This is a genomic window from Methanoculleus sp. (assembly GCF_036677455.1).
Taxonomy (GTDB): Archaea; Halobacteriota; Methanomicrobia; order Methanomicrobiales; family Methanoculleaceae; genus Methanoculleus.
In genome coordinates, this window is the sequence record NZ_JAVBWL010000039.1 from 13,017 (window position 1) to 32,915 (window position 19,899).

Annotated in this window: 22 protein-coding genes and 1 tRNA gene; 17 read left to right on the plus strand and 6 right to left on the minus strand. The window is 63.5% G+C overall.

Going from position 1 to position 19,899, the window contains the following annotated elements:
- Positions 1-13 precede the first annotated feature (13 nt).
- From V6K60_RS08660 to V6K60_RS08705, 10 genes are all read left to right on the plus strand, one after another.
- Positions 14-874 (plus strand): DUF4097 family beta strand repeat-containing protein, encoded by an 861-nt coding sequence (locus V6K60_RS08660; protein ID WP_332450124.1) that lies wholly within the window; start codon positions 14-16, stop codon positions 872-874.
- Positions 875-918: 44 nt separating this feature from the next.
- Positions 919-1,872 carry a chemotaxis protein CheW gene (locus V6K60_RS08665; protein ID WP_332450125.1) on the plus strand — a complete coding sequence of 318 codons (954 nt, stop codon included), beginning with the start codon at positions 919-921 and terminating at the stop codon, positions 1,870-1,872.
- A 125-nt stretch (positions 1,873-1,997) separates the two neighbouring features.
- Positions 1,998-4,379: a methyl-accepting chemotaxis protein gene (locus V6K60_RS08670; protein ID WP_442919561.1), complete on the plus strand. Its 2,382-nt coding sequence runs from the start codon at positions 1,998-2,000 to the stop codon at positions 4,377-4,379.
- 11 nt (positions 4,380-4,390) lie between these two features.
- On the plus strand, positions 4,391-5,554 hold the full coding sequence (locus tag V6K60_RS08675) for an Hpt domain-containing protein (protein ID WP_332450127.1): 1,164 nt from the start codon (positions 4,391-4,393) through the stop codon (positions 5,552-5,554).
- Positions 5,460-6,680, plus strand: a complete 1,221-nt coding sequence (locus V6K60_RS08680) for a hybrid sensor histidine kinase/response regulator (protein WP_332450128.1) — start codon at positions 5,460-5,462, stop codon at positions 6,678-6,680. The genes V6K60_RS08675 and V6K60_RS08680 overlap by 95 nt, the downstream gene beginning before the upstream one ends.
- 1 nt (position 6,681) lies before the next feature.
- Positions 6,682-7,998 carry an ATP-binding response regulator gene (locus V6K60_RS08685; RefSeq protein ID WP_332450129.1) on the plus strand — a complete coding sequence of 439 codons (1,317 nt, stop codon included), beginning with the start codon at positions 6,682-6,684 and terminating at the stop codon, positions 7,996-7,998.
- Positions 7,999-8,052: 54 nt separating this feature from the next.
- Entirely contained in the window at positions 8,053-9,435 is a 1,383-nt protein-coding gene (locus tag V6K60_RS08690) for a PAS domain S-box protein (protein WP_332450130.1), read from the plus strand.
- Positions 9,436-9,891: a GNAT family N-acetyltransferase gene (locus V6K60_RS08695; RefSeq protein WP_332450131.1), complete on the plus strand. Its 456-nt coding sequence runs from the start codon at positions 9,436-9,438 to the stop codon at positions 9,889-9,891.
- Between the two features lie 61 nt (positions 9,892-9,952).
- Positions 9,953-11,056: a DUF362 domain-containing protein gene (locus V6K60_RS08700; RefSeq protein WP_332450132.1), complete on the plus strand. Its 1,104-nt coding sequence runs from the start codon at positions 9,953-9,955 to the stop codon at positions 11,054-11,056.
- 2 nt (positions 11,057-11,058) lie between these two features.
- Entirely contained in the window at positions 11,059-11,628 is a 570-nt protein-coding gene (locus V6K60_RS08705; protein WP_332450133.1) for a flavodoxin family protein, read from the plus strand.
- A gap of 56 nt (positions 11,629-11,684) precedes the next feature.
- Here the strand turns inward: V6K60_RS08705 and trxA are convergent, their stop codons facing one another.
- Positions 11,685-12,101 carry a thioredoxin gene (trxA, locus tag V6K60_RS08710; protein WP_332450134.1) on the minus strand — a complete coding sequence of 139 codons (417 nt, stop codon included), beginning with the start codon at positions 12,099-12,101 and terminating at the stop codon, positions 11,685-11,687.
- A 162-nt stretch (positions 12,102-12,263) separates the two neighbouring features.
- Here trxA and V6K60_RS08715 point away from each other — a divergent pair.
- A tRNA-Met gene (locus tag V6K60_RS08715) sits at positions 12,264-12,338 on the plus strand.
- 232 nt (positions 12,339-12,570) lie between these two features.
- On the opposite strand, the gene purF is transcribed toward V6K60_RS08715, so the two are convergent.
- The 3 genes from purF to V6K60_RS08730 are packed head-to-tail and all read right to left on the minus strand — an operon-like array spanning position 12,571 to position 14,441.
- The gene (gene purF, locus V6K60_RS08720) at positions 12,571-14,007 is read right to left on the minus strand and encodes an amidophosphoribosyltransferase (protein ID WP_332450135.1); all 1,437 of its coding nucleotides are present in this window, start codon (positions 14,005-14,007) and stop codon (positions 12,571-12,573) included.
- A gap of 9 nt (positions 14,008-14,016) precedes the next feature.
- On the minus strand, positions 14,017-14,199 hold the full coding sequence (locus V6K60_RS08725) for a 50S ribosomal protein L37e (protein WP_292519094.1): 183 nt from the start codon (positions 14,197-14,199) through the stop codon (positions 14,017-14,019).
- 14 nt (positions 14,200-14,213) lie between these two features.
- The gene (locus tag V6K60_RS08730; RefSeq protein ID WP_011843085.1) at positions 14,214-14,441 is read right to left on the minus strand and encodes an LSM domain-containing protein; all 228 of its coding nucleotides are present in this window, start codon (positions 14,439-14,441) and stop codon (positions 14,214-14,216) included.
- 107 nt (positions 14,442-14,548) lie between these two features.
- On the opposite strand from V6K60_RS08730, the gene V6K60_RS08735 reads away from it, so the two are divergent.
- The 6 genes from V6K60_RS08735 (at position 14,549) to V6K60_RS08760 (ending at position 17,017) form a co-directional block, all read left to right on the plus strand.
- A complete protein-coding gene (locus V6K60_RS08735) occupies positions 14,549-15,046 on the plus strand; it encodes an RNA-binding protein (RefSeq protein ID WP_332450136.1) in 498 nt (165 codons plus the stop codon).
- A gap of 50 nt (positions 15,047-15,096) precedes the next feature.
- Positions 15,097-15,474, plus strand: a complete 378-nt coding sequence (locus V6K60_RS08740) for a cell division protein SepF (protein ID WP_332450137.1) — start codon at positions 15,097-15,099, stop codon at positions 15,472-15,474.
- Positions 15,474-16,001 carry a ZPR1 zinc finger domain-containing protein gene (locus V6K60_RS08745; RefSeq protein WP_332450138.1) on the plus strand — a complete coding sequence of 176 codons (528 nt, stop codon included), beginning with the start codon at positions 15,474-15,476 and terminating at the stop codon, positions 15,999-16,001. Before V6K60_RS08740 ends, V6K60_RS08745 begins: the two co-directional genes overlap by 1 nt.
- A gap of 76 nt (positions 16,002-16,077) precedes the next feature.
- Positions 16,078-16,314 (plus strand): hypothetical protein, encoded by a 237-nt coding sequence (locus V6K60_RS08750; RefSeq protein ID WP_332450139.1) that lies wholly within the window; start codon positions 16,078-16,080, stop codon positions 16,312-16,314.
- Positions 16,315-16,568: 254 nt separating this feature from the next.
- The gene (locus V6K60_RS08755; protein WP_332450140.1) at positions 16,569-16,775 is read left to right on the plus strand and encodes a DUF2281 domain-containing protein; all 207 of its coding nucleotides are present in this window, start codon (positions 16,569-16,571) and stop codon (positions 16,773-16,775) included.
- Positions 16,760-17,017: a type II toxin-antitoxin system VapC family toxin gene (locus V6K60_RS08760; RefSeq protein WP_332450141.1), complete on the plus strand. Its 258-nt coding sequence runs from the start codon at positions 16,760-16,762 to the stop codon at positions 17,015-17,017. The genes V6K60_RS08755 and V6K60_RS08760 overlap by 16 nt, the downstream gene beginning before the upstream one ends.
- A 450-nt stretch (positions 17,018-17,467) precedes the next feature.
- On the opposite strand, the gene purM is transcribed toward V6K60_RS08760, so the two are convergent.
- Both purM and V6K60_RS08770 read right to left on the minus strand, forming a co-directional pair.
- Entirely contained in the window at positions 17,468-18,466 is a 999-nt protein-coding gene (gene purM / locus V6K60_RS08765; protein WP_332450142.1) for a phosphoribosylformylglycinamidine cyclo-ligase, read from the minus strand.
- On the minus strand, positions 18,459-19,847 hold the full coding sequence (locus tag V6K60_RS08770) for an aspartate kinase (RefSeq protein WP_332450143.1): 1,389 nt from the start codon (positions 19,845-19,847) through the stop codon (positions 18,459-18,461). Before V6K60_RS08770 ends, purM begins: the two co-directional genes overlap by 8 nt.
- Positions 19,848-19,899: the final 52 nt, after the last annotated feature.

Consider the following 19,899-nt stretch of genomic DNA (forward strand, 5'->3'; position numbering starts at 1 on the left):
GAGAGAGGTGGATATGCAGGGAGCAGGGTATGCGGTGCTGGCCCTCTTTCTCCTCGCCGTCGCCATCTCCGGGTGCACCGGGGTGCCGGGCCTTGAGACGACGGAGGAGGTCAACCGGACGGTCACGGTGGAGCCGGGGAGCGGTCTCGTCGTGATCGACCGGGACGGGTCCGTGAACGTGAGTCTCCGGGAGGGGGAGACCGTCGCCGTCCGTGCGGTCAAACGGTCCGTCTACGGCGAGGGAGAACTCGATAAGGTCCGGATAGAGGTGACGGAGGGCGATCCCCTCCGGATCGAGACGGTGCATGACGGGCCAAACCCGCGGGTGAGCGTTGACTACACGATAGAGGTGCCCCCCACCGTTCTCCTGCAGCGGGTCGAGAGTTCTAACGGGGGAATCGACCTCGCGGGGGTGCGGGTGAACGGAACAGATCTCCGGACATCGAACGGTCCCATACGGATCCGCGGCGCTCCCGGCGGGGATATCACGGCAGCCACCTCAAACGGGCCGATCGAGGTCAGGGGTCTTGAGGGCTACGTCACCGCAAGGACCAGCAACGGAGGGGTCACGGTGGAGGACTCCGGGGGGGTTCTCGAGCTGCAGACCTCAAACGGCCCGATCTCGGCCGATATCCCTGCCGTCCGGGGCGATACGGCGATCACCACCTCAAACGGCCCGATAACGCTCCGGCTCGCAAGGGACCTCGACGTCCGGGTGGTCGCCACCACCTCAAACGGCAGGATCGCGATAGACGACCTCCCGCTCCTGCTCACTGAGTCGTCGGGGACCCGGATAGCGGGCACGCTCGGCAACGGGGGGCCGACGATCGCCGTCACCACCTCGAACGGGAAGATCGATCTCTCGGGGCTCTGATCCCCGTAACCTTTTATCCGCACGCGACCAACCATCGAACATCCATGGACGGCCCGTACCTCCTCTCCTTCACCGTCGAGGGGATACCCTGTGCACTCCCTCTCGCCGATACCCGGCAGGTCGTCGGGATGGTGGCGCTCTCCCCCGGGACCGGCGGAGTGGCCGGGACCATGAACCTGCACGGCCGGCCCGTCCCGGTCTACTCGGTCCGGAGACTCCTCGGCCTCCCGGACCGCCCTCCCCTCACCACCGACGCCCTCATCATCGCCGGCAAGGACTGCGTGGCCCTCTGGGTCGATGGGGTGCAGGGGGTGCGGACGAGCGCAGAACCCCTCCCGGAGGCGCCCTCCTCTCCCGGCGCGCTCTTGACGGAAGACGGGACGGTCCTCATCCACGACCTCCCGGCATTCCTTGCTGCGGAAGGGAGCGGGCAGTTCGCCCATCTTGCGAACAGGACCGGCGAAGAGGCGCCGGCCCATGATCCCGGGAGAGCCGGGGCGATCCTCGCCGTCCGGGCACGAGCGGCCGCCCGGCCGAAAGAGGAGGTTCGGGAGGCCCGGTTCTCAGAGATCCTCACGTTCCGGCTCGGCGGCGGGGAGTATGCCATCGAGATGCAGTACATCCGGGAGGTCTTCATCATCCGCGAGATCACCCCGGTTCCCGGGGTGCCCGATTTCATCGCCGGCATATGTGCCGTCAGGGGAGAGATCATCTCCCTCGTCGATCTCAGCACGCTCTTCTCGATCCCGAAGCAGGGGCTGACGGACCTCAACCGGGTCATCGTCCTCACCGATGGGACGATAACCTTCGGGATCCTTGCCGACTACATCACGGATATCGGCACCAGGCCGACCGACCGGCTCTCTCCCGTAGACCCCGGCACGACGCCGATCGGCGACCGCTACCTCCTCGGGGTTGCGGACGGTGCGACGCTCGTCCTCGATGCGGCGGCTATCCTCGCCGATCCACAGATGGTTATAGACGAGAACCGGAATTGAAGCAGTAATACCTTTCATTGAACGGAATAGCCCCAAAAAACCCCCTATTCCCGGAAGGAATATTATTTATTCCGATGTGTGCATCTATCTAGTGCGGCGCATTGGAGCGAGCGGAGCCAGGTATAATGTTCACGTTTTTCTCTGACATGAAGGTCGGAACGAAGATCCTCGTCATCTGTCTATTTCTCGCGATCGTTCCGGCACTTGTGCTCGGCGTGGTAGCGTATACCAGCTCGAGCGGTGTGATAAACGACCAGATCGAGACGTTGCTTGAGACGCAGGTGCACGACGCGAGGGGATGGACCAACGATGTCTACAAACTCACGCGCAACAAGGTGAACAGCGACCTCAACGTCCTCCGGGAGAACTTCTATGCCCGGGGCACTCCCGAGGTCATCGACGGGAGACTGACGCTGGTGAACGCCGAGGGCGATCCGTACGTCATCAACGATAACTTCGAGATCGTCGACCAGGTCCAGTCCCTGGTCGGCGGGGCGGCGACGGTCTTCCAGGTGTATGACGACCACGCCGTCCGGATCTCCACGAACGTCATCGGGACCGATGGCAGCCGGGCGGTCGGGACCGAACTGACCCAGAACGTCTACGACGTCGTGGTGAGCCAGGGGGAGACCTACTACGGGAGCAGGGATCTCTTCGGCAAGCGTTACGTCACGGCATACGAGCCGATAAAGGACAGCAGCGGCAGGATCGTCGGGGTTCTCTTCGTCGGGACGGAGGAGGAGGAGACGCTCGACGTCGTCAAGGCAAGTCTCCGCGACACGGTCATCGGCAACAACGGCTATATGTTCGTCATCGACAGCAACGGTCAGTTGCTCGTGCACCCGTCCCTTGAGGGAGAGAACTGGTCGGATGAGGGCTTTGTCCAGGAGATAATCCAGAACAAGGTCGGGGTCATCCGCCACCAGGTCGACGGGACCGATATGATCGACGCCTACACCTACTTTGAGCCGCTCGACTGGCACATCGTCTCGCGTGCCGAACTCTCCGACTTCACCGGGCCGATCGATACCATCCGGAACACGATCGTCTTCGTCGTCCTTGCATCCATCGCCCTCGGCGTCGTCATCGCCATCCTCTTCGGCCGCTCGATCTCTGAGCCCCTGCAGCAGGTCGTGCTGATGCTCAAAGAACTGAGGAACGGCCACCTCTCCACCCGGCTCAACATCAGGCGGCAGGACGAGATCGGGGTCATGGCCGCGATGATGGACGAGTTCGCCGGCGACCTCCAGACGAACGTCGTCGGGAAGCTGAAGAAGATCGCCCTCGGCGAATACGTCAAGGAGTTCCCGGTCACCGACGAAGGCGACGAGATCCGGCCCGCGCTCGCGCTGATGGTCCAGTCTCTCGACCACCTCCATAAAGAGACGATCAAACTCACGGACGCCGCACGCGCAGGCGACCTCTCGATCCGCGGCGACGAGACGGCGTTCCGCGGCGGCTATCAGATGATCATCGCCGGGTTCAACAGGACCCTTGAGTCGATCACGGAGCCGGTGAATGAAGCGATGCGGCTTGCCCGGTTCTATGCCTCCGGCGACTTTACCGCCCGGTTCGACGAGAAGATCCCGGTCGCCGGGGAGTTCGTCGCCTATCGCGACGCCCTCAACACCATCGGGATAGAACTCTCGCGGCTGATGAAACTGATCAGCGAGGAACTCTACGAAGGCGTCTCGGTCCTCTCCCTCGCATCGAACGAGATTCTGGCGGTCACGACCCAGCTCTCCGCGGCCAGTTCGCAGACCGCTGCAACGGTGAACGAGACCTCGGACTCGGTCGAGAGCGTCAGGAAGAAGACCGAGCTCGTGAACCAGAAGACGAAGGCGGTCTCCGAGAAGGCGATGCGGGCGCTCGACGTCTCAAAGGACGGCCAGAAGTCCGTGCGCGAGATCCTTGACGGGATGAACCAGATCCAGCGGCAGATGGACATCGTCCGGATGAACGTCATCCGGCTCTCCGAGCAGAGCCAGGCGGTCGGCGAGATCATCGCGACGGTGACCGACATCTCCGAACAGTCGAACCTCCTCGCGGTGAACGCCTCCATCGAGGCCGCGAAGGCCGGGGAGTTCGGGAAAGGGTTTGCAGTCGTCGCAAACGAGATCCATAACCTTGCCGAGCAGTCGAAGAAGGCGACCTCGAACATCCGGGTCATCCTCACCGATATCCAGCGGGGGGTCTCCTCGACCGCGGTCTCGACCGAGCAGGGAATCCGGTCCGTTGCGGACGCAGCCCGGATGACGAGCAACGCCCAGGAGGCGATCGAGGTGCTCGCCCGGTCGATAGCGGACACCTCCCAGGAGGTCATCGAGATCGCGGCCTCGATCCAGACACAGGCCTCAGGGATAGACCAGATCTCCCGCGCGATGGAGAACATCCGCGACGCGGCGCAGAAGAACCTTGAGACCACGCACAAGGCGGAGAAGACCGCCGAGGACCTGCACGAGCTCGGTGGCCGCCTGAAGCGGATCACCCAGCAGTACCGGGTCTGAACAGAACTGCCATGGCAGGACCGGACGAAGCATTCCGCGCCCGCCTCCTCGAGACATTCCGCGAGGAGGCGGACGAATACCTTGCAGCGATCACCGGGGGACTGCTCGAACTCGAGAAGGGGGGGCTCGAGCCCGAGGTGGTCGAGTCGGTCTACCGCAGGATCCATAGCCTGAAGGGAGCGGCGCGTGCGGTCAACCTCCGGGAGATCGAGTCCGTCTGCCAGAACCTCGAGACCGTCTTCTCCCTGGTGAAGCGCGGCGAGTACACCCCCGGGGTGGACGACTTTGACCTCTTTTTCCGGACACTCGCGGTCGTGAAGGCGCTTTTAGCCGGAGAACGGCCCGATGCCTCGCCGGCGGAGATCATCGGGGCGCTCCGGGCCCTCCCCGAAGGGAAGAAGCCGGCCGTCGACGGGAGGCCTGCCAGAAGCGAACCGGACCCGGCACCGCGAGAGAGCCGTGCTCCCGGCACGGTCATGAGCCGCAACGATGGCGAGACGGTCCTCCCGGAGCCGAACGGCGGCACCGTGAGGGTTGCGGTCCATAAACTCGAACGGCTCACCGCCGGGGCCGACGGTCTCCTCACCACCCAGCTCTTCATCACAGAGCGGATACGCGAGCTGGAGGAGATGATGACCCGGTTCACCCTCTGGCAGTGGAACCACTCTCAGACGTTCAACGACCTGCACCTGATCCGGAGGGAGGCGTTCGGTGAAGAGAGGGGGGCGATCCCCCCCGACCTCATCCTGCCGCTCCAGCGGGCGGTCGAGTTCCAGGAGTACAACCGGGAGTTCGTGGCCGGCCTGCAGCACGACCTCGCCATGCACCTCCGGGCCCTGGAGATCGACCGGACGGCACTCAAGGCGAGCACCTCCGAGATCTCCGACCTGGTTCACGACGCCGCGCTGCTGCCGGCTTCGAGCATGCTCGCGCCGTTCTCCGCCTTCGTGAGAGGATTCTCCCGCAGTTCGGGCAAATCGGTCGACCTCGTGATCGAGGGAGGGGAGATCGAGGTGGACCGGCGTATCCTCGACGCGTTGAAGGAGCCCGTCACGCACCTCATCAGGAACAGCATCGACCATGGGATCGAGGATCCGGGTGGCCCGGGGGAAACCGGCCCGGGGGACCGTCCGGATCCGGGTCTTCCCCCGTTCCGGCAGCAGGGTCGGGATTGAGGTGGCCGATGACGGCACCGGGATCGACAGCAGCGCTATCCGGAGAACCGCCGTCGAGAACGGGGTGATCACGAAGGACGAGGACGCAGCCCTCACGGACAGCGAGGCGATCTGGCTCATCTTCAAGTCGGGGATGACGACCAGCCGGCTCGTCACCGACCTCTCCGGGAGAGGGCTCGGCCTTGCAATCGTGGAGGATACCGTATCCCGTCTCGGGGGGTCGGTGACGGTCTCCTCGACTCCCGGAAAAGGGACCACGATCGCCTTCTTCGTCCCGGTGAGGATGGCCACCCTCCGCGGGCTGCTCGTCCGCTCTGAGAGGCAGGTATACGTCCTCCCGATGCAGCAGGTGAAGCAGGTGCTCCGGGTGCGCCCCGACTCCCTCGCCACATCCCGGGGCCGGCCGACGATCCGGCTCTCCGGGGAGACGATCGAGGTCATCCGGCTCACCGAGATCCTGGGGATCCCCCCGTCCGGCTCTTACGACCCGTCGCGAGTTGCACCTCTCGTCATCATCGCATACGGGGCGGGGCAGATCGCGTGCATGGTCGACGAGGTGATCCGGGTGCAGGAGATCATCGTCCGGCCGCTCGGGAGCCAGCTCCGCTCCGTCCGGAGGATCGAGGGGGCCGTCATCCTCGGGGACGGGAGCGTGGCGCTCGTTCTCGACCCGCTCGAACTGATCCAGGATGCGATGCAGGCGGATCGGCTGGCGCTGGAACCCGCACTCCCGGGGACGGGGCAGCGGATCCTCGTCGTTGAAGACTCGATCACCTCACGGGTCCTGCTCCAGACGGTCCTCGAGGGAGCCGGATACCGGGTGGAGACCGCTGTCGACGGTGTCGACGCGCTCGCAAAGTTTAAGCAGCATGAGTTTGATATGCTCGTTTCGGATGTGGATATGCCCCGGATGAACGGGTTTTCGCTCGTCGAGAAGATTCGTGCCGACACCCGGGAATCTGCCGATCTCCGGGTGGTGCTGGTCACCTCGCTCGACTCACCCGAAGACCGGGAGCGGGGGAAGGCCGTCGGGGCAGATGCTTATATCGTCAAGAGCAGTTTCGAGACGAAAGGCTTCATCGATACGATCCGTCACCTGATGCGCCGCAAGAGAGAGGAGCCGTAGTATGGAAGAAAGAGACAGAAAACCCCCATTGAGCATTCTGGTGGTGGAAGATAGCCGAACGCAGGCCGAATATATCCGCCACATCCTTGAGACGGAAGGATACGATGTCACCCTGGCTGCAGACGGCACCGCCGCACTACGGCGGATCGAGGCCGCCCGCCCCGACATCGTCCTCACCGACGTCATGATGCCCGGGATGGACGGGTACGACCTCTGCCGCCGGATCAAGCAGGAGGAACCCGGGATCCCGGTCGTCATGGTCACCAGCCTCTTCGACCCTGCCGACGTGATGAAGGGGCTCGCATCCGGGGCCGACAGTTTCATCGTCAAACCCGTCACCCCCGAGCACGTCCGCTCGCAGATCGAGGCCGTCCTGCGGACCGCAAAGATGCCCGAGCCGGACGGCCCTCCGGCAGAACTGGAGGTTCCCTTCTCCGGCAGCGTGTATACCATCTCTGCCGGGAGGCTCAAGATCCTCAACACCCTCCTCTCAACCTACTCCGTCGCGGTGACGAAGAACGCCGAGCTCCAGGAGGCGCAGGAGCAGTTGAACTCCTTGAACGATCAACTCCAGGAGGCCGTCGGGGATCTCTCGCGCAGCAACGAGAGCCTCGCGGCGGAGAACCAGGAACGGAGACGCGTGGAGAAGGCTCTCGCGGACGCGAACAGGAAACTCCAGCTCATGGCAAGCATCACCCGCCACGACCTCTTGAACCAGCTCTCGGCGCTCCAGGGGTACCTGGACCTGGCTCTCTCGCTCCGTGACCGGGAGCCGGAGAACGCGTGGCAGCACGTCGAGAGCGCCGTCGGGATGACGAACCGGATCGACAACACCATCCGGTTCACCGCCGAGTACCAGAAGGTGGGTGCCGCAGCACCCGTCTGGCAGGAGGTCCGGGCGCTCGTGGAACGGTCGAAAAACTACCTCTCGATGGGGGCGGTAACCCTTGAGAACACCGTTCCGGCGGGGGTGGAGGTCTACGCAGACCCGCTCATCGAGAAGGTCTTCTCAAACCTGATCGAGAACGCGCTTCGCTACGGGGGGACGATCACCACGATCACCTTCAGCCTCAGGCAGGAGGGGGGTGCGTTTACCATCGTCTGCGAAGACGACGGGGTAGGGGTCGCTCGCGACGAGAAGGAGAAGATCTTCACCTATGCGCACGGCATGAACACCGGCCTCGGCCTCTTCCTTGCCCGGGAGATCCTGGCCATCACGGGGATCGCGATCAAAGAGACGGGAGTTCCGGGAAGGGGAGCACGATTCGAGATCCGTTGTCCGGCGGAGGTGATCCGTGCTTACGGTCAGGACGCCTGAGGGGTGCGGTCCACGGTGCCGGGGCGGCCTGGAGATACGCCGGAAGGTCCCCTCATGAGCATCACAAACCCCCTTGGCATCTCCTTTGCCGGGACGCGGAACCGTATCGCGGCCATCGCCGGGCTGACCGCGCTCACCCTCGGCGGGAACCTGCTCGGCCTCCTCCTCGGCGCCCCGGAAGGGATCCTCCCCCTTCCGGCCCTCCCGCTCAGCATCCCGATCATCCTTGCGAGCTACTGGTATCCGCGGCACGGCCTCCTCTTCTCGGCATGCCTCGCGGCCGTCTACGCCGTCACGACCTCCCTCCTCTCTCCGCCCGATTCGCTGCTCCTGGCTAGCATCCTCCTCCGTGCGGTCTTCCTCGTCCTCGTCGGCGGGGTGGTCGCGCTCCTCTCGTTGAGGCTCCGGGAGTCCGTGCAGCAGATGAACCAGATCATCGAGTTCCTGCCGGACGCAACGTTTGCCATCGACCGCGAGGGGAAGGTCATCGCCTGGAACCGCGCGATCGAGGAGATGACCGGGGTGAAGAAGGAGGCCGTGCTCTCCCGGGGAGACCACGAATACGCCATACCCCTCTGCGGGGAGCGGCGGCCGCTCCTTGCAGACCGGGTTCTCCAGGGGGAGGGGGGACGTCGGCAGGTCCTCGTCTCGGAGAGCACCACCTCCCGTCTCCGGGACGGGAAGGGGACGCACCTCAGGTCCACGGCGACCGCGCTCATCGACGCGAAGAGCAACGTCGCAGGCGCCATCGAGTCCATCCGGGACGTGAGCGATGAAGTGATGACGAAGGCCGCGCTCCAGAACGCCAGCCGCCAGCTCAACACCCTCTCGGGGATCCTGCGCACCGACCTCTCGAACCGGCTTGCGGTCCTCTACGGGCATCTTTCGCTCGGCGTGATGAAGTTTGACGACCCGGCGGTCCTCTCGTTCATCGATGACCTGAACGATGCGGCAAACGGGATCCGGCGGCAGATCGAGATCTCCCGCGAGTTCCGCGATATCGGGACGTCGCCGCCGGCCTGGGTGCCCGTCCAGGAGACCGTCCGGGGAGCAGCCGCAGGCCTCGCCTTCGGTCCCGTCTCCCTCGAAGCATGGACGGAGCGGCTCGAGGTCTTCGCCGACCCCCATCTCGGGACGGTCTTCACCCATCTCTTCGAGAACTCCCTTGCGCCGGAGACAGGAGCAACCCGGATCGTCGTCACCTACCACCTGCGCCCTGAAGGCTGCGCGATCGTCGTCGAGGACGACGGGACCGGTATCCCTGATCCGGAGAAGGAAGGGCTCTTCGTCCAGAAGGCGGAGGGATACGGGCGCGGGCTCTTCCTCGCCCACGAGATCCTGGCCATCACCGGGATCACGATCCGCGAGACGGGAAGGTTCGGGACGGGTGCCAGGTTCGAGCTCCTGGTGCCTCCCGAAGGGCACAGGGTGATCTGAGTGAACGAACGGCCGACTGCAGAACCGGTGGTTCGTGAACTCAGGAGCGCGGAGTTCCCTCTTGCAGACGAGGTCTGGCGCGATTACCACGGGATGGATGGCGATCCCGCGAGGGACAGGGTCTTCGCGGTCTTCTCCGCGGGGAAGATCGTCTCCCTCGCCCGGTGCCGGAGACATCCCGACGGCAGCCAGGAGGTCGACGGCGTCTTCACGCCCGAGGCGTATCGCGGCAGGGGGTATGCCCGCATGGTGGTAGGCGCGCTCGTCGTGGCCTGCCACAACGACGACCTCTACATGTACGCGGTCGAGAGCCTCACGAGCCTCTACGCGGAGTTCGGGTTCGTCTCGATACCGGAACGCGACCTCCCGCCCGACATCCGCGAACGCTACACCTGGGCGGCAGGAAACATGGAAGGGGCCGAGGTCCGGCCGATGTACCGCCGGGCGGGGTTGTGACCGACCCCCCAATTCTTATCCTCTGCCGACCAGAGATCACTCGTAAGGGAGCCGATACAGAATGGCAGACGTCTATTTCGCGAATCTCCGGGCGAGAAGCCACCATGAGAGCAAAGTCCAGAAGATCCGCCGCCTCTTCGATGCGGCCGGGTTCGGCGAGACGATCCGGCCGGACGACCTCGCGGCCGTCAAACTGCACGTCGGGGAGCGGGGGTGCGACACCTACCTGCACCCGGTCTTTGTCCGGCAGGTGGTCGATAAGGTGAAGGAGCAGGGGGCCCACCCCTTCATCACGGATACCGCCACCCTGTATGCGGGGAGCCGGGCCGACGCCGTCAGGCACACCGTCACCGCGATCGAGCACGGGTTTGCCTACGCGGTCTCGGGGGCCCCGGTGGTCATCGCCGATGGTCTTGCGGGCGGCTACTGGAGAGAGGTCGCGATCGACGGGAAGCACTTCCAGCGGGTCAAGATCGCGGGGAGCATCCTCGACGCCGACAGCATGCTCGTCCTCTCGCATGTCAAAGGACACGACACCGCCGGGCTCGGGGGGGCCATCAAGAACCTGGCGATGGGCTGCGCCCCGCCCGCCGGGAAGGCGGAGCAGCATGCTGCCCGGCCGTGCCTGGAGACCGAAAACTGCATCGGGTGCGGCATGTGCACCATGGTCTGCCCGCAGGCGGCGATGACGGTCGTCGACGGGCGGGCGAAGTTCAACCCGGAGCACTGTGTCGGGTGCGGCGACTGCGTGCGCTCCTGCCCGGAAGGGGCGATCGACTTCGACTGGACAACGGAGATCCGGCCGTTCCTGGAGCGGCTCTGCGAGTACGCTCTCGGAGCCGCCCGGAGTAAGCCCGGGCGGGTGGGCTACATCAACTTCCTCCTCAACATCACCCCGGACTGCGACTGCGTTCCCTGGAGCGACGCGGCGGTTGTCCCGGATATCGGGATCCTCGCCTCCACCGACCCGGTCGCGATCGACCGCGCGAGTCTCGACCTCATCAACAACGAGCAGGGATTCGCCCGGACGCACCTTGCGGCGAACCATGCCCCGGGAGAGGACAAGTTCAAAGGGGTCTGGGACTACACGGACGGCGACTACCAGATCGCCTACGCCGCCCGGATCGGCCTCGGGGAAGAGGCCTACCGGCTGATCGAGGTGTGACGATGGCCGCAGACGTGCTGCTCCTCTGCGGAAGCCCCCGGCCCGGGGGGAACACGGCACAGGTACTCCGCGCGTGCAGAGAGGTCCTCGAACGCGAAGGGCTCACGACCGAGACGGTCTCGCTCGCGGGGACGCGCATCCTCTCCTGCACCGCCTGCGGCCTCTGCAGCGGTGGGGAGTGCGCCCTCGACGACGACTTAGGCGAGATCATCGAGAGACTCCGGGAGGCGGACGGGTTCATCGTCGGGACCCCGGTCTACTTCGGGACCGCGCGGGGCGACGTGACCTCGGCGCTGCAACGGATCGGGATGGTCTCGACGGCATCGGACTCGTTCCTCTCCCGGAAGGTGGGGGGCCCGATCGTCGTGGCGCGGCGGGGCGGGCATACCGCCACGATCCAGGAGCTGCTGATGTTCTTCTTGATGAACGACATGATCGTGCCGGGCTCGACGTATTGGAATATGGTTTTTGGGAGAGAGCCGGGGGAAGCCCTGAACGACGAGGAGGGGATGCGGACGGTCCGGCGGTTCGCCGAGAACGTGGCGTTCCTGATAACAAAACTGCGCCGCTGACCCGGGGGGAGAGCGGCCGGGTGACGGCCGGGGGGGCACCGGCAGGCCGGAGCCCGTCAACCGGTACCGAAGGCCCGCATGACCCTTGCCCTGATGGCCTCTTTCGGGAGCGCGCCGACCACCCGGTCGACGAGCATGCCGTTTGCAAAGAACAGGAGTGTCGGTATCGCTGTCACACTGAATCCCGCCGCGATCCGGGGGTTCTGGTCGACGTCGCACTTGGAGAACGTCACCCTGCCGGCGAAGTCATGCGCAAGGTCCTCGATCACCGGGGCCACCATCCGGCAAGGGCCGCACCATTCCGCCCAGAGATCGACGACCAGGAAGGGGTGGTTCCCCACGGTCTCCTGGAACGTATCGTCGGCGACCTCGATGACACCGCCCGGGGTGCCCGTGATCCTGGCCTCGAGTTCCCGGAGGCGTTCTTCCCGGAGGCGCTGCAGGTCGTCGTCTACCGGTCCTTTCTCTTCCATGTAGCGGAATTATGCTCCGCGCCCGTATTAAAGGTTCGGCAAACCGACGCCCTGGAGGAGACGGACCGGGGACAGGAGCGGGTGAGCGCCGGAAGTGCGCACCGGATCCGCGGATAGGTATATATCCCGGGGAGTACAATGTTTACTACCTCACAGATGAGAAGCGAGGTGGGGTAGTCAGGAAATCCCGGCGGGCTCATAACCCGTAGACCGATGGTTCAAATCCATCCCTCGCTATGTCCGGTTCTTCAGCGTTTTTGCAATCTTTTCACAGATATTTTGCTGCTTATCTCTCCGGCGCGCCCACGCTCGATAGGGCCGGGACCGCATGGCCGGAGCCGTTACCCCGCTTGCGTTCCCCGTCGAGATCATGCGCGGATCAGGGCAGCCAAAACTCCATCCGGATCTCTTCCAGAGTTTCGACGCTCGAAAAGAGAGGGGCACCCCGAACGGGGTGCCTAAAAATATCTTATGTCCGTTCTTTCCCGGCCTTGAAGGCCGAGAGGTCGGACTGGTGGGTGCCGGCCACGTAGTTCACGACAGAGTGGCAGCTCTTCTCCCCGTTGATCTCCACCGGGTAGCACCCGGTCAGACACCCGGTGCAGAGGTTCCGGTCGTCGCACCCGATCGCCTCCTCCAGGTCCTCGAGCGGGATGTAGGTGAGCGACGTCGCGCCGATGCTCTCCCGCACCGCCTCGACGTCCCGGCCGTTCGCGATCAGTTCCGTCCGGGTGGGCACATCCACCCCGAGGTAACAGGGAGCGACGATCGGCGGGGAGCCGACCCGGAGATGGATCTCCTTCGCCTCCGCATTCCGGATCATGTTCACGATCCGGCGGGACGTCGTCCCCCGGACGATGCTGTCGTCGATGAGAACCACTCGTTTGTCCTTGAGGTTCCCCTTGACGGTGTTGAGCTTGATCCGGACCGCCCGCTCCCGCTGCTGCTGGGTCGGCATGATGAACGTCCGGCCCATGTAGCGGTTCTTCATCAGCCCCTCGACGAACGGGATCCCGGACCGCTCGGCGTAGCCTGCGGCATACGCGATCCCGGAGTCCGGGACAGGACAGGCCGTGTCTGCCTCAAGGGGACTCGCATCATAGAGTTTCTGCCCGATCCTGCGCCGGACGTCGTAGACCAGCGTCCCGTCGATGACCGAGTCGGCGCGGGCGAAGTAGATGTACTCGAAGATGCAGTGCGCCGTCCTGTTCGCGGTCGCTATCTGGATGGAGGAGAGCCCGGTCTCGTCGATCCTGACGAGTTCTCCCGGGCGCACGTCTCTGACCAGCGTCCCATCCAGCGCGTCGATCGCCACGCTCTCCGAGGCGATGATGTAGCCGCCGTCGATCTTGCCGATACAGAGCGGTTTGATGCCGAGCGGATCGCGGAAGGCGTAGACGGTATCGTTCAAGAGCGCAACGGTGGCATAGGAGCCCCGCAGCCGCCGCATACAGAGCTGGACGGCGTCTTCCATGCTCTTTGAGGTCCGAAGTGCTTCGGCGATGATGTTCCCGATGATCTCCGTATCGCTCGTGGTGCAGAAGATCTGTCCCCGGCGCTCGTACTCCTCCCGGAGTTCACCGGTGTTCACCAGGTTTCCGTTGTGGGCGATCGAGAGGTCGAGCCCCTGATACCGGAAGTTGAACGGCTGAACGTTCTCAGGAACCTTTGACCCGGTCGTCGGATAGCGGACGTGTCCAATTCCCGCGGTGCCCCGCAGACCCTGCAGGGTATGGCTGTTGAAGACCTCGGCGACGAGCCCCTGGGCCTTGTGGGTGTACAGGGTCGTGCCTTCAAAAGTGGAGATCCCCGCGCTCTCCTGCCCCCTGTGCTGGAGAGCGTACAGGGCATAATACAGCGGGAAAGAGACACCGCCAGCATCGACGATGCCAACGATACCACACATGATACAACTCTAATGCGTCGGTACCTTTGCCTTCTTCTCCGTCCAGCGGTAACTGCGGATCCTCCGGCTTTTGCCGAATCCACAGGACGCACAGACCTTGTGCTGTGCATGGAACGAGATCTTGCCGCACCGCCTGCAGGCGATGTGGGTGCGCTTCTGCCTCTTGCCCATTGAGGGTGTGCCTTTTGACATGTACTTTCACCTGCTCATTCTACTGAAGGGGTAATGTAGATCACATTGTCACCGCGGACGATCAACGTGCCGAGCTTCTGCGCCGCGCCGTCCACTTCTTCTTCTGCCTTATCCAATACCAGATTCATGTGAACGTCGTATCCCTGGAGGATTCCCCGGATCTCCCTTCCACCTTTGAGACTGATGATGACGGGCTGACGATTCAGTACCTGATCTAAAATATCCAACGGTCTTGGCGTCATAAGATTACCCTGTGCCGTCCATTCTGGAGTAATATATTTGAGTGAAGAAGCTACTTAAATATAACCGCGTTGGTGCAGAGATACCTGCCCCCTGAGGTCCAGATACCATGCCAAAGATCGCTGTAAAGAAACGTCACGTTATCCGGAAATCGCAGATAACCGAGCTCCTGGACCGGCTCACGAGCGAGATCGGTCCGTCGGCCGAACTCTTCCGGTCCGACCGGATCGAGCGGGTGGAGACCGACGCCTCCGTCGAACTCTACCTCGTCGACAAGAAACCGCTCCTGATGGCCTCCGGGGACTGGGCCTTCCCCACCCTCCGGGGCCTCGTCGAACACCCGCTCCCTGAGCGGCGGGTGACGGTCGACGCCGGCGCGATCAAGTTCGTCGCAAACGGCGCGGACGCCATGCGCCCCGGGATCGTCGCGATCGCACCCGACATCCGCGAGGGGCGCCCGGTGCAGGTTGTCGAGGAGCGGTACGGCAAACCGCTCGCTGTCGGTATTGCGCTCCTGGATGCCGCCGATATGGAGCGGCAGGAGAAGGGGAAGTCGGTCAAGAGCATCCATTATGTCGGGGACGACATCTGGAATCTTGAGATATGAGACTGATTTTAAAAGATACTATTAAATAAAATTCTTTCCTCATTTTTCTTATGGTTAAGAAGCTCTTTGACAGCATCCTCGGTAAAAGTCCCGTCAAAAACGAAGACGAATACATGGAACTCGATCTCGCCTCGTATGAGGGATCGGGCGCCGAAGAACCGGCAGCCATGTACATCAAGATCGCCACCATCGCCGACCTCAAGGATACCCCCCGCGTCAAAGACGAGGTCTACAACGGCAACATCGTCATCGTCGATATCGGGCGGCTGAAGATGGACAAGGTGACGTTCGAGCGGGTCTTAAAGGACCTCCGTGACGTGGCGAAGGATGTGAACGGCGATATCGTCGGCCTCGGGGAGCAGAAGTACGTCGTCATCACGCCGATGTCCGTCAAGGTCTCCCGCGACAAGATCGGCGGTGGCGTCTAGTGCGGGAGACCTATCCCGGAACCTGTCCGGCGTGCGGGTGTGATATCGAGATGGTCCACCACCGTCTCGATATCCCCCACTTCCCCGACCTCCTGCTCGTCGCGATCTCCTGCAACGCCTGCGGCTACCGGCACACCGACACCATCATCCTCGGGGAGGGCGACCCGGTGCGATGGACGGTGCGCGTGGAGGAGCCCGGCGACCTCGCCATCCGGGTGGCCCGGAGCACGACAGGGACGATCGAGATCCCGGAACTCGGTCTCTCGGTCGAGCCCGGGACTGCCTGTGAAGGGTTCGTCACCAACATCGAGGGGGTTCTCTCCCGCTTCGAGCAGGCGGTAGGGACGGTCCTCGCAAACCCGGAGAGCGACGAGGAGCGGGCGGCCGCACTCCAGACGCTTGATGCGCTCGCCGCAGCGCGGGAGGTGGTCTTCCCGTTCACAGTCATCCTCGAGGACCCCGCCGGAAACAGCATGCTCGTCAGCGATAAAGCCGAAAAGATGCTCCTCGATCTGGGCGAAGCCTGAAATTCTTCTTTTTTGCCCCACCGGGTAACTATAAAGTAGGACCTCTTCCCATACGCGACACCCTGAGGTGAAGTGAATGGCACAAACGATATCAGTGCTGAAGTGGGAGAGCGAGATGGAGGTCGAGAACGCCGTCCATGATATCAAGGCGGAGATGGACCGGGACGGGGGATTATCCAAGGAGACGGAGCGGGCGATGCAGCACTCGCTCATGGTGGCCGACCCCGACCTCACCGAGCATTTCCTGAAGCAGGTCCGGGAGCACGCCCCTGAGGCGATGCACTACTTCGAGGAGGCAGGCGGGGGGGCTTAGACGGGAATACCGGACAGGTGTGAGAGGCGAGCGTAGTGAGGAGGACCGGTAGGTACTCCTGCTTCAGGGATCGCCTCATCGCGCCTCAAAGCCTGATGGCTTCTCATGCTCGCTAGGTTCGCACTGTGCACGACAACAGGGAAGCCCTCACTGCGGGATCAGAAGAATTACAATCTCGGTGAGGAAAATGTTCTTGTCAAGTCTGACCAATAGATACCTATCCGGATCCACGGATCAATGCGGGGATGAATGTTATGGCGGATATCGAGGAACTCGTGCGGGAACTCTCCCCCGAACACCAGAGAGAGGCATTGGACTTCGTCGCCTACCTCCTTCAGAAACAGAGACGCAAGCAGGGCAAGCCACTCCGGCAGACCTGGGCAGGGGCGCTTCGCCGGTACCGGGACAACTACACTGCTCTTGAACTGCAGAAAGAGTCGCTTTCGTGGCGTACCGAGTGACGATGTACCTTCTGGACACGAATATCTGGCTGGAACGCCTCCTTGATCAGGGCCGTTCGGAAGAAGTGGACGAGTTCCTCTCCACCGTTCCATCCGAACGGTTGTTCATCACAGATTTCTCACTCCATTCCATCGGCGTGATCCTTGGTCGTCTCGGGTGCATGTCAGTCTTTTGCAACTTTATTACGGATCTCTTCATCGAGGGCTCGGTGACCGTGATCGCCCTTGGTCCCGTCAGATGAGGCGCCTCGCTCAGGCCATGGAGTTGTACCGCCTCGATTTCGATGACGCATATCAGTATACCTCCGCGGTCGAAAACGGTCTTGCGCTCGTATCATTCGATACCGAGAGTCGCACCTAACGATGCTCACGCTCCGGCCCTTCGGCCCATCGCTTTTGAGAAGACGCCCAGCGGGCGATTGACACCTGCGGACGTTGTCGAGCGTTGAGAGGTGTTGCGCTCGCGACCTCCAGGGAAAATAATAAACCATAGATGTGAACCGGCGTTGACGATAACTCCAGGGCGGCGGAAAGACCCCGTAGACTGAACTCTGGCGGCTATTGCGCTGCTAAAATAGCTGCCCGAAGGGTGCAGCCGGCCTTTGGGCGGAGGCATGAGCACCGTTATGTGCACTTTGCGACGGATGCCTCATCCAACGCAGAAAAAACTCGGAGGGGCGAGGGGAGATCCCTCACTTTATCTCGACGCCCTTCAGCCGCACCCCGGGCTCCTCGGTCACCGTGCCGACCACCCGGGCATCGGGGATGATCGCCCGGATGGCGGCGACGCTCTTCTCCGGGGCGACGAAGGCGTAGCCCATGCCCATGTTGAAGGTGCGGTACATCTCGACGTCGCTTATGCCGCCGGCCTCCTGCAGCCAGGCGAAGATTGCCGGGACCGCGAGGGGATCGGTGAAGGAGAACCCGTATCCCGTGAGCCTCTTGAAGTTCAGGAGGCCGCCGCCGGTGACATGACACATCCCGTGGATCTCGCAGGCCTCCGTCACCCGGAGCACCTCGTGGTAGATCCGGGTCGGTGTCAGGAGTTCCTCGCCGAGAGTCTTCCCGTTCGGGAGAAGCGTATCGTAAGAGGCGCAGTCTTCGACGACCCTCCGGGCGAGCGTCAGGCCGTTGCTGTGGATGCCGCTCGAGGGGACGCCGACGATCACGTCGCCGGGGACGATCGTCTCACCGTTGACGAGCCGCTCCTTCTTCTGGACCCCGAGGCAGGTCCCCGCGAGGTCGAGGCCGTTCACGAGCCCTTTGAGGGTCGCGGTCTCGCCGCCGACGATGTTCATGTTCGCGAGCCGTGCCCCTTCGTTCAGGCCCTGGCCGATCTGGGCCATCTTCTCCGGTGAAAGGGCGTCGGTCGCGATGTAGTCGACGAACGCCACCGGTTCGAGGTTCATCACGTAGAGGTCGTTAACGTTCATCGCGATGCAGTCGATCCCGACGGTGCTCCAGTCGCGAAGCTCGTCGGCGACGAGCATCTTCGTCCCGACGCCGTCGACCGCGAGCGCGAGGACAAAGGGGCCGCAGTCGATCAGGCCGGCGAAGTGCCCGACCTTCCCGAGCATCGAGAACGCGCCGGTCCTCTGGTAGGTGAGCGAGTCGATCAGCGCCCGCACCGCCCGGGCCTCGAGGTCGATATCGACCCCGGCATCGCGGTAAGTATGTCTGTTATCAGTCATCAGAATTCTCCGATAGGCGGAACTCATCGTGCAGTACCTGCAGGGCCCGCTTGCCCTCGCTGCCCTTCACGACGAACGAGACGTTCACCTCGCTTGAGCCCTGCGAGATCATCATGGTGTTGATAGAGGCCCGGCCGAGCGCGGAGAAGATCCGGCCTCCCGTCCCCGGGGTGCCGGCCATCCCCGCACCCACGACGGCGACCGCAGCGACGTCGCGGTCGTAGGTGGCCTCCCGCACGACACCCTGCTTCACGATCGGGGTGAGGGCTTCGACCGCGGCATCCAGGTGGGACTCGTCGATGATGAGGGAGATGTTCGCCTCACTGGAGCCCTGCGAGATCATCATGACGTTCACCTCCTGCTCCGCGAGCGCGGAGAAGATCGTCTTTGCGACACCGGGGCGGCCGATCATCTGGGCGCCGTTGACGTTGACCAGGGCCACCTTCTCGATCAGGGCGATCGCCTTGACCACCCGTTTCTCCTGGTGCTTATCCCGGAGGATGAGGGTCCCGGGGACTTCCGGCCGGAAAGAGTTCTTGACCCGGATCGGGATATCCTTCTGCATCGCAGGTTCGACCGACCGTGGGTGGAGGACCTTCGCGCCGAAGAAGGAGAGTTCCATCACCTCGAGGTAGGAGATGTCGTCGAGGACCCGGGCGTCCTTGATGATCCGGGGGTCGGAGGTCATCACCCCGTCGACGTCGGTCCAGATCCAGATCTCGTCGGCATCGATCCCGGCGCCGACGACGGCAGCCGAGTAGTCGGAGCCGCTCCGGCCAAGGGTGGTGACGACGCCCTGTTCGGTCGCCCCCATGAACCCCATGATCACCGGGACGGTATCGACGAGCAGCGGGGTGACCCGGCTCCGGATCTTCGCCTCGCTTGCCGGGAGAGCGCGGGCGTCCCCGTGGTTCGCGGTCGTGACGATCCCGGCCTCGGCGCCGTCGAGGGCAACCGAGGGGATACCGCGCTGCCGAAGGGCGGCCGAGACGATCGGGGCGGAGAGCCGCTCCCCGAAGGAGATGATGTAGTCGCGGGACCGGGGCGTCAGTTCCTTCAAGGTATGCACCGCGCTGAGGATGTTCTGCAGCTGAACAAGCCGGTCGTCGATGACCGAGAGCGCCTCGCCGGCGTAGTCGGGGGCCACCTCCTCGAGGAGCCGGGTGTGCCGGGTCCGCACCGCGGAGAGGAGGTCCCCGATCGGGGGCTGCTCCTTGCTCGCTGCAACCTCATCGGTCACCGCGATGATCTGGTCGGTGACCTTCGAGCAGGCCGAGACGACCAATGCGACCTCGTTGCCTGCTGCACGATTGGATTCTACAATGTCTGCGACCCGCCGGATACAGTCCGCTTCTCCAACGGAGGTGCCGCCAAATTTCATTAAAAGCCTCATTTCTGGCTCACGTGTCCCCTGCAATTGCTTTATGGTATTA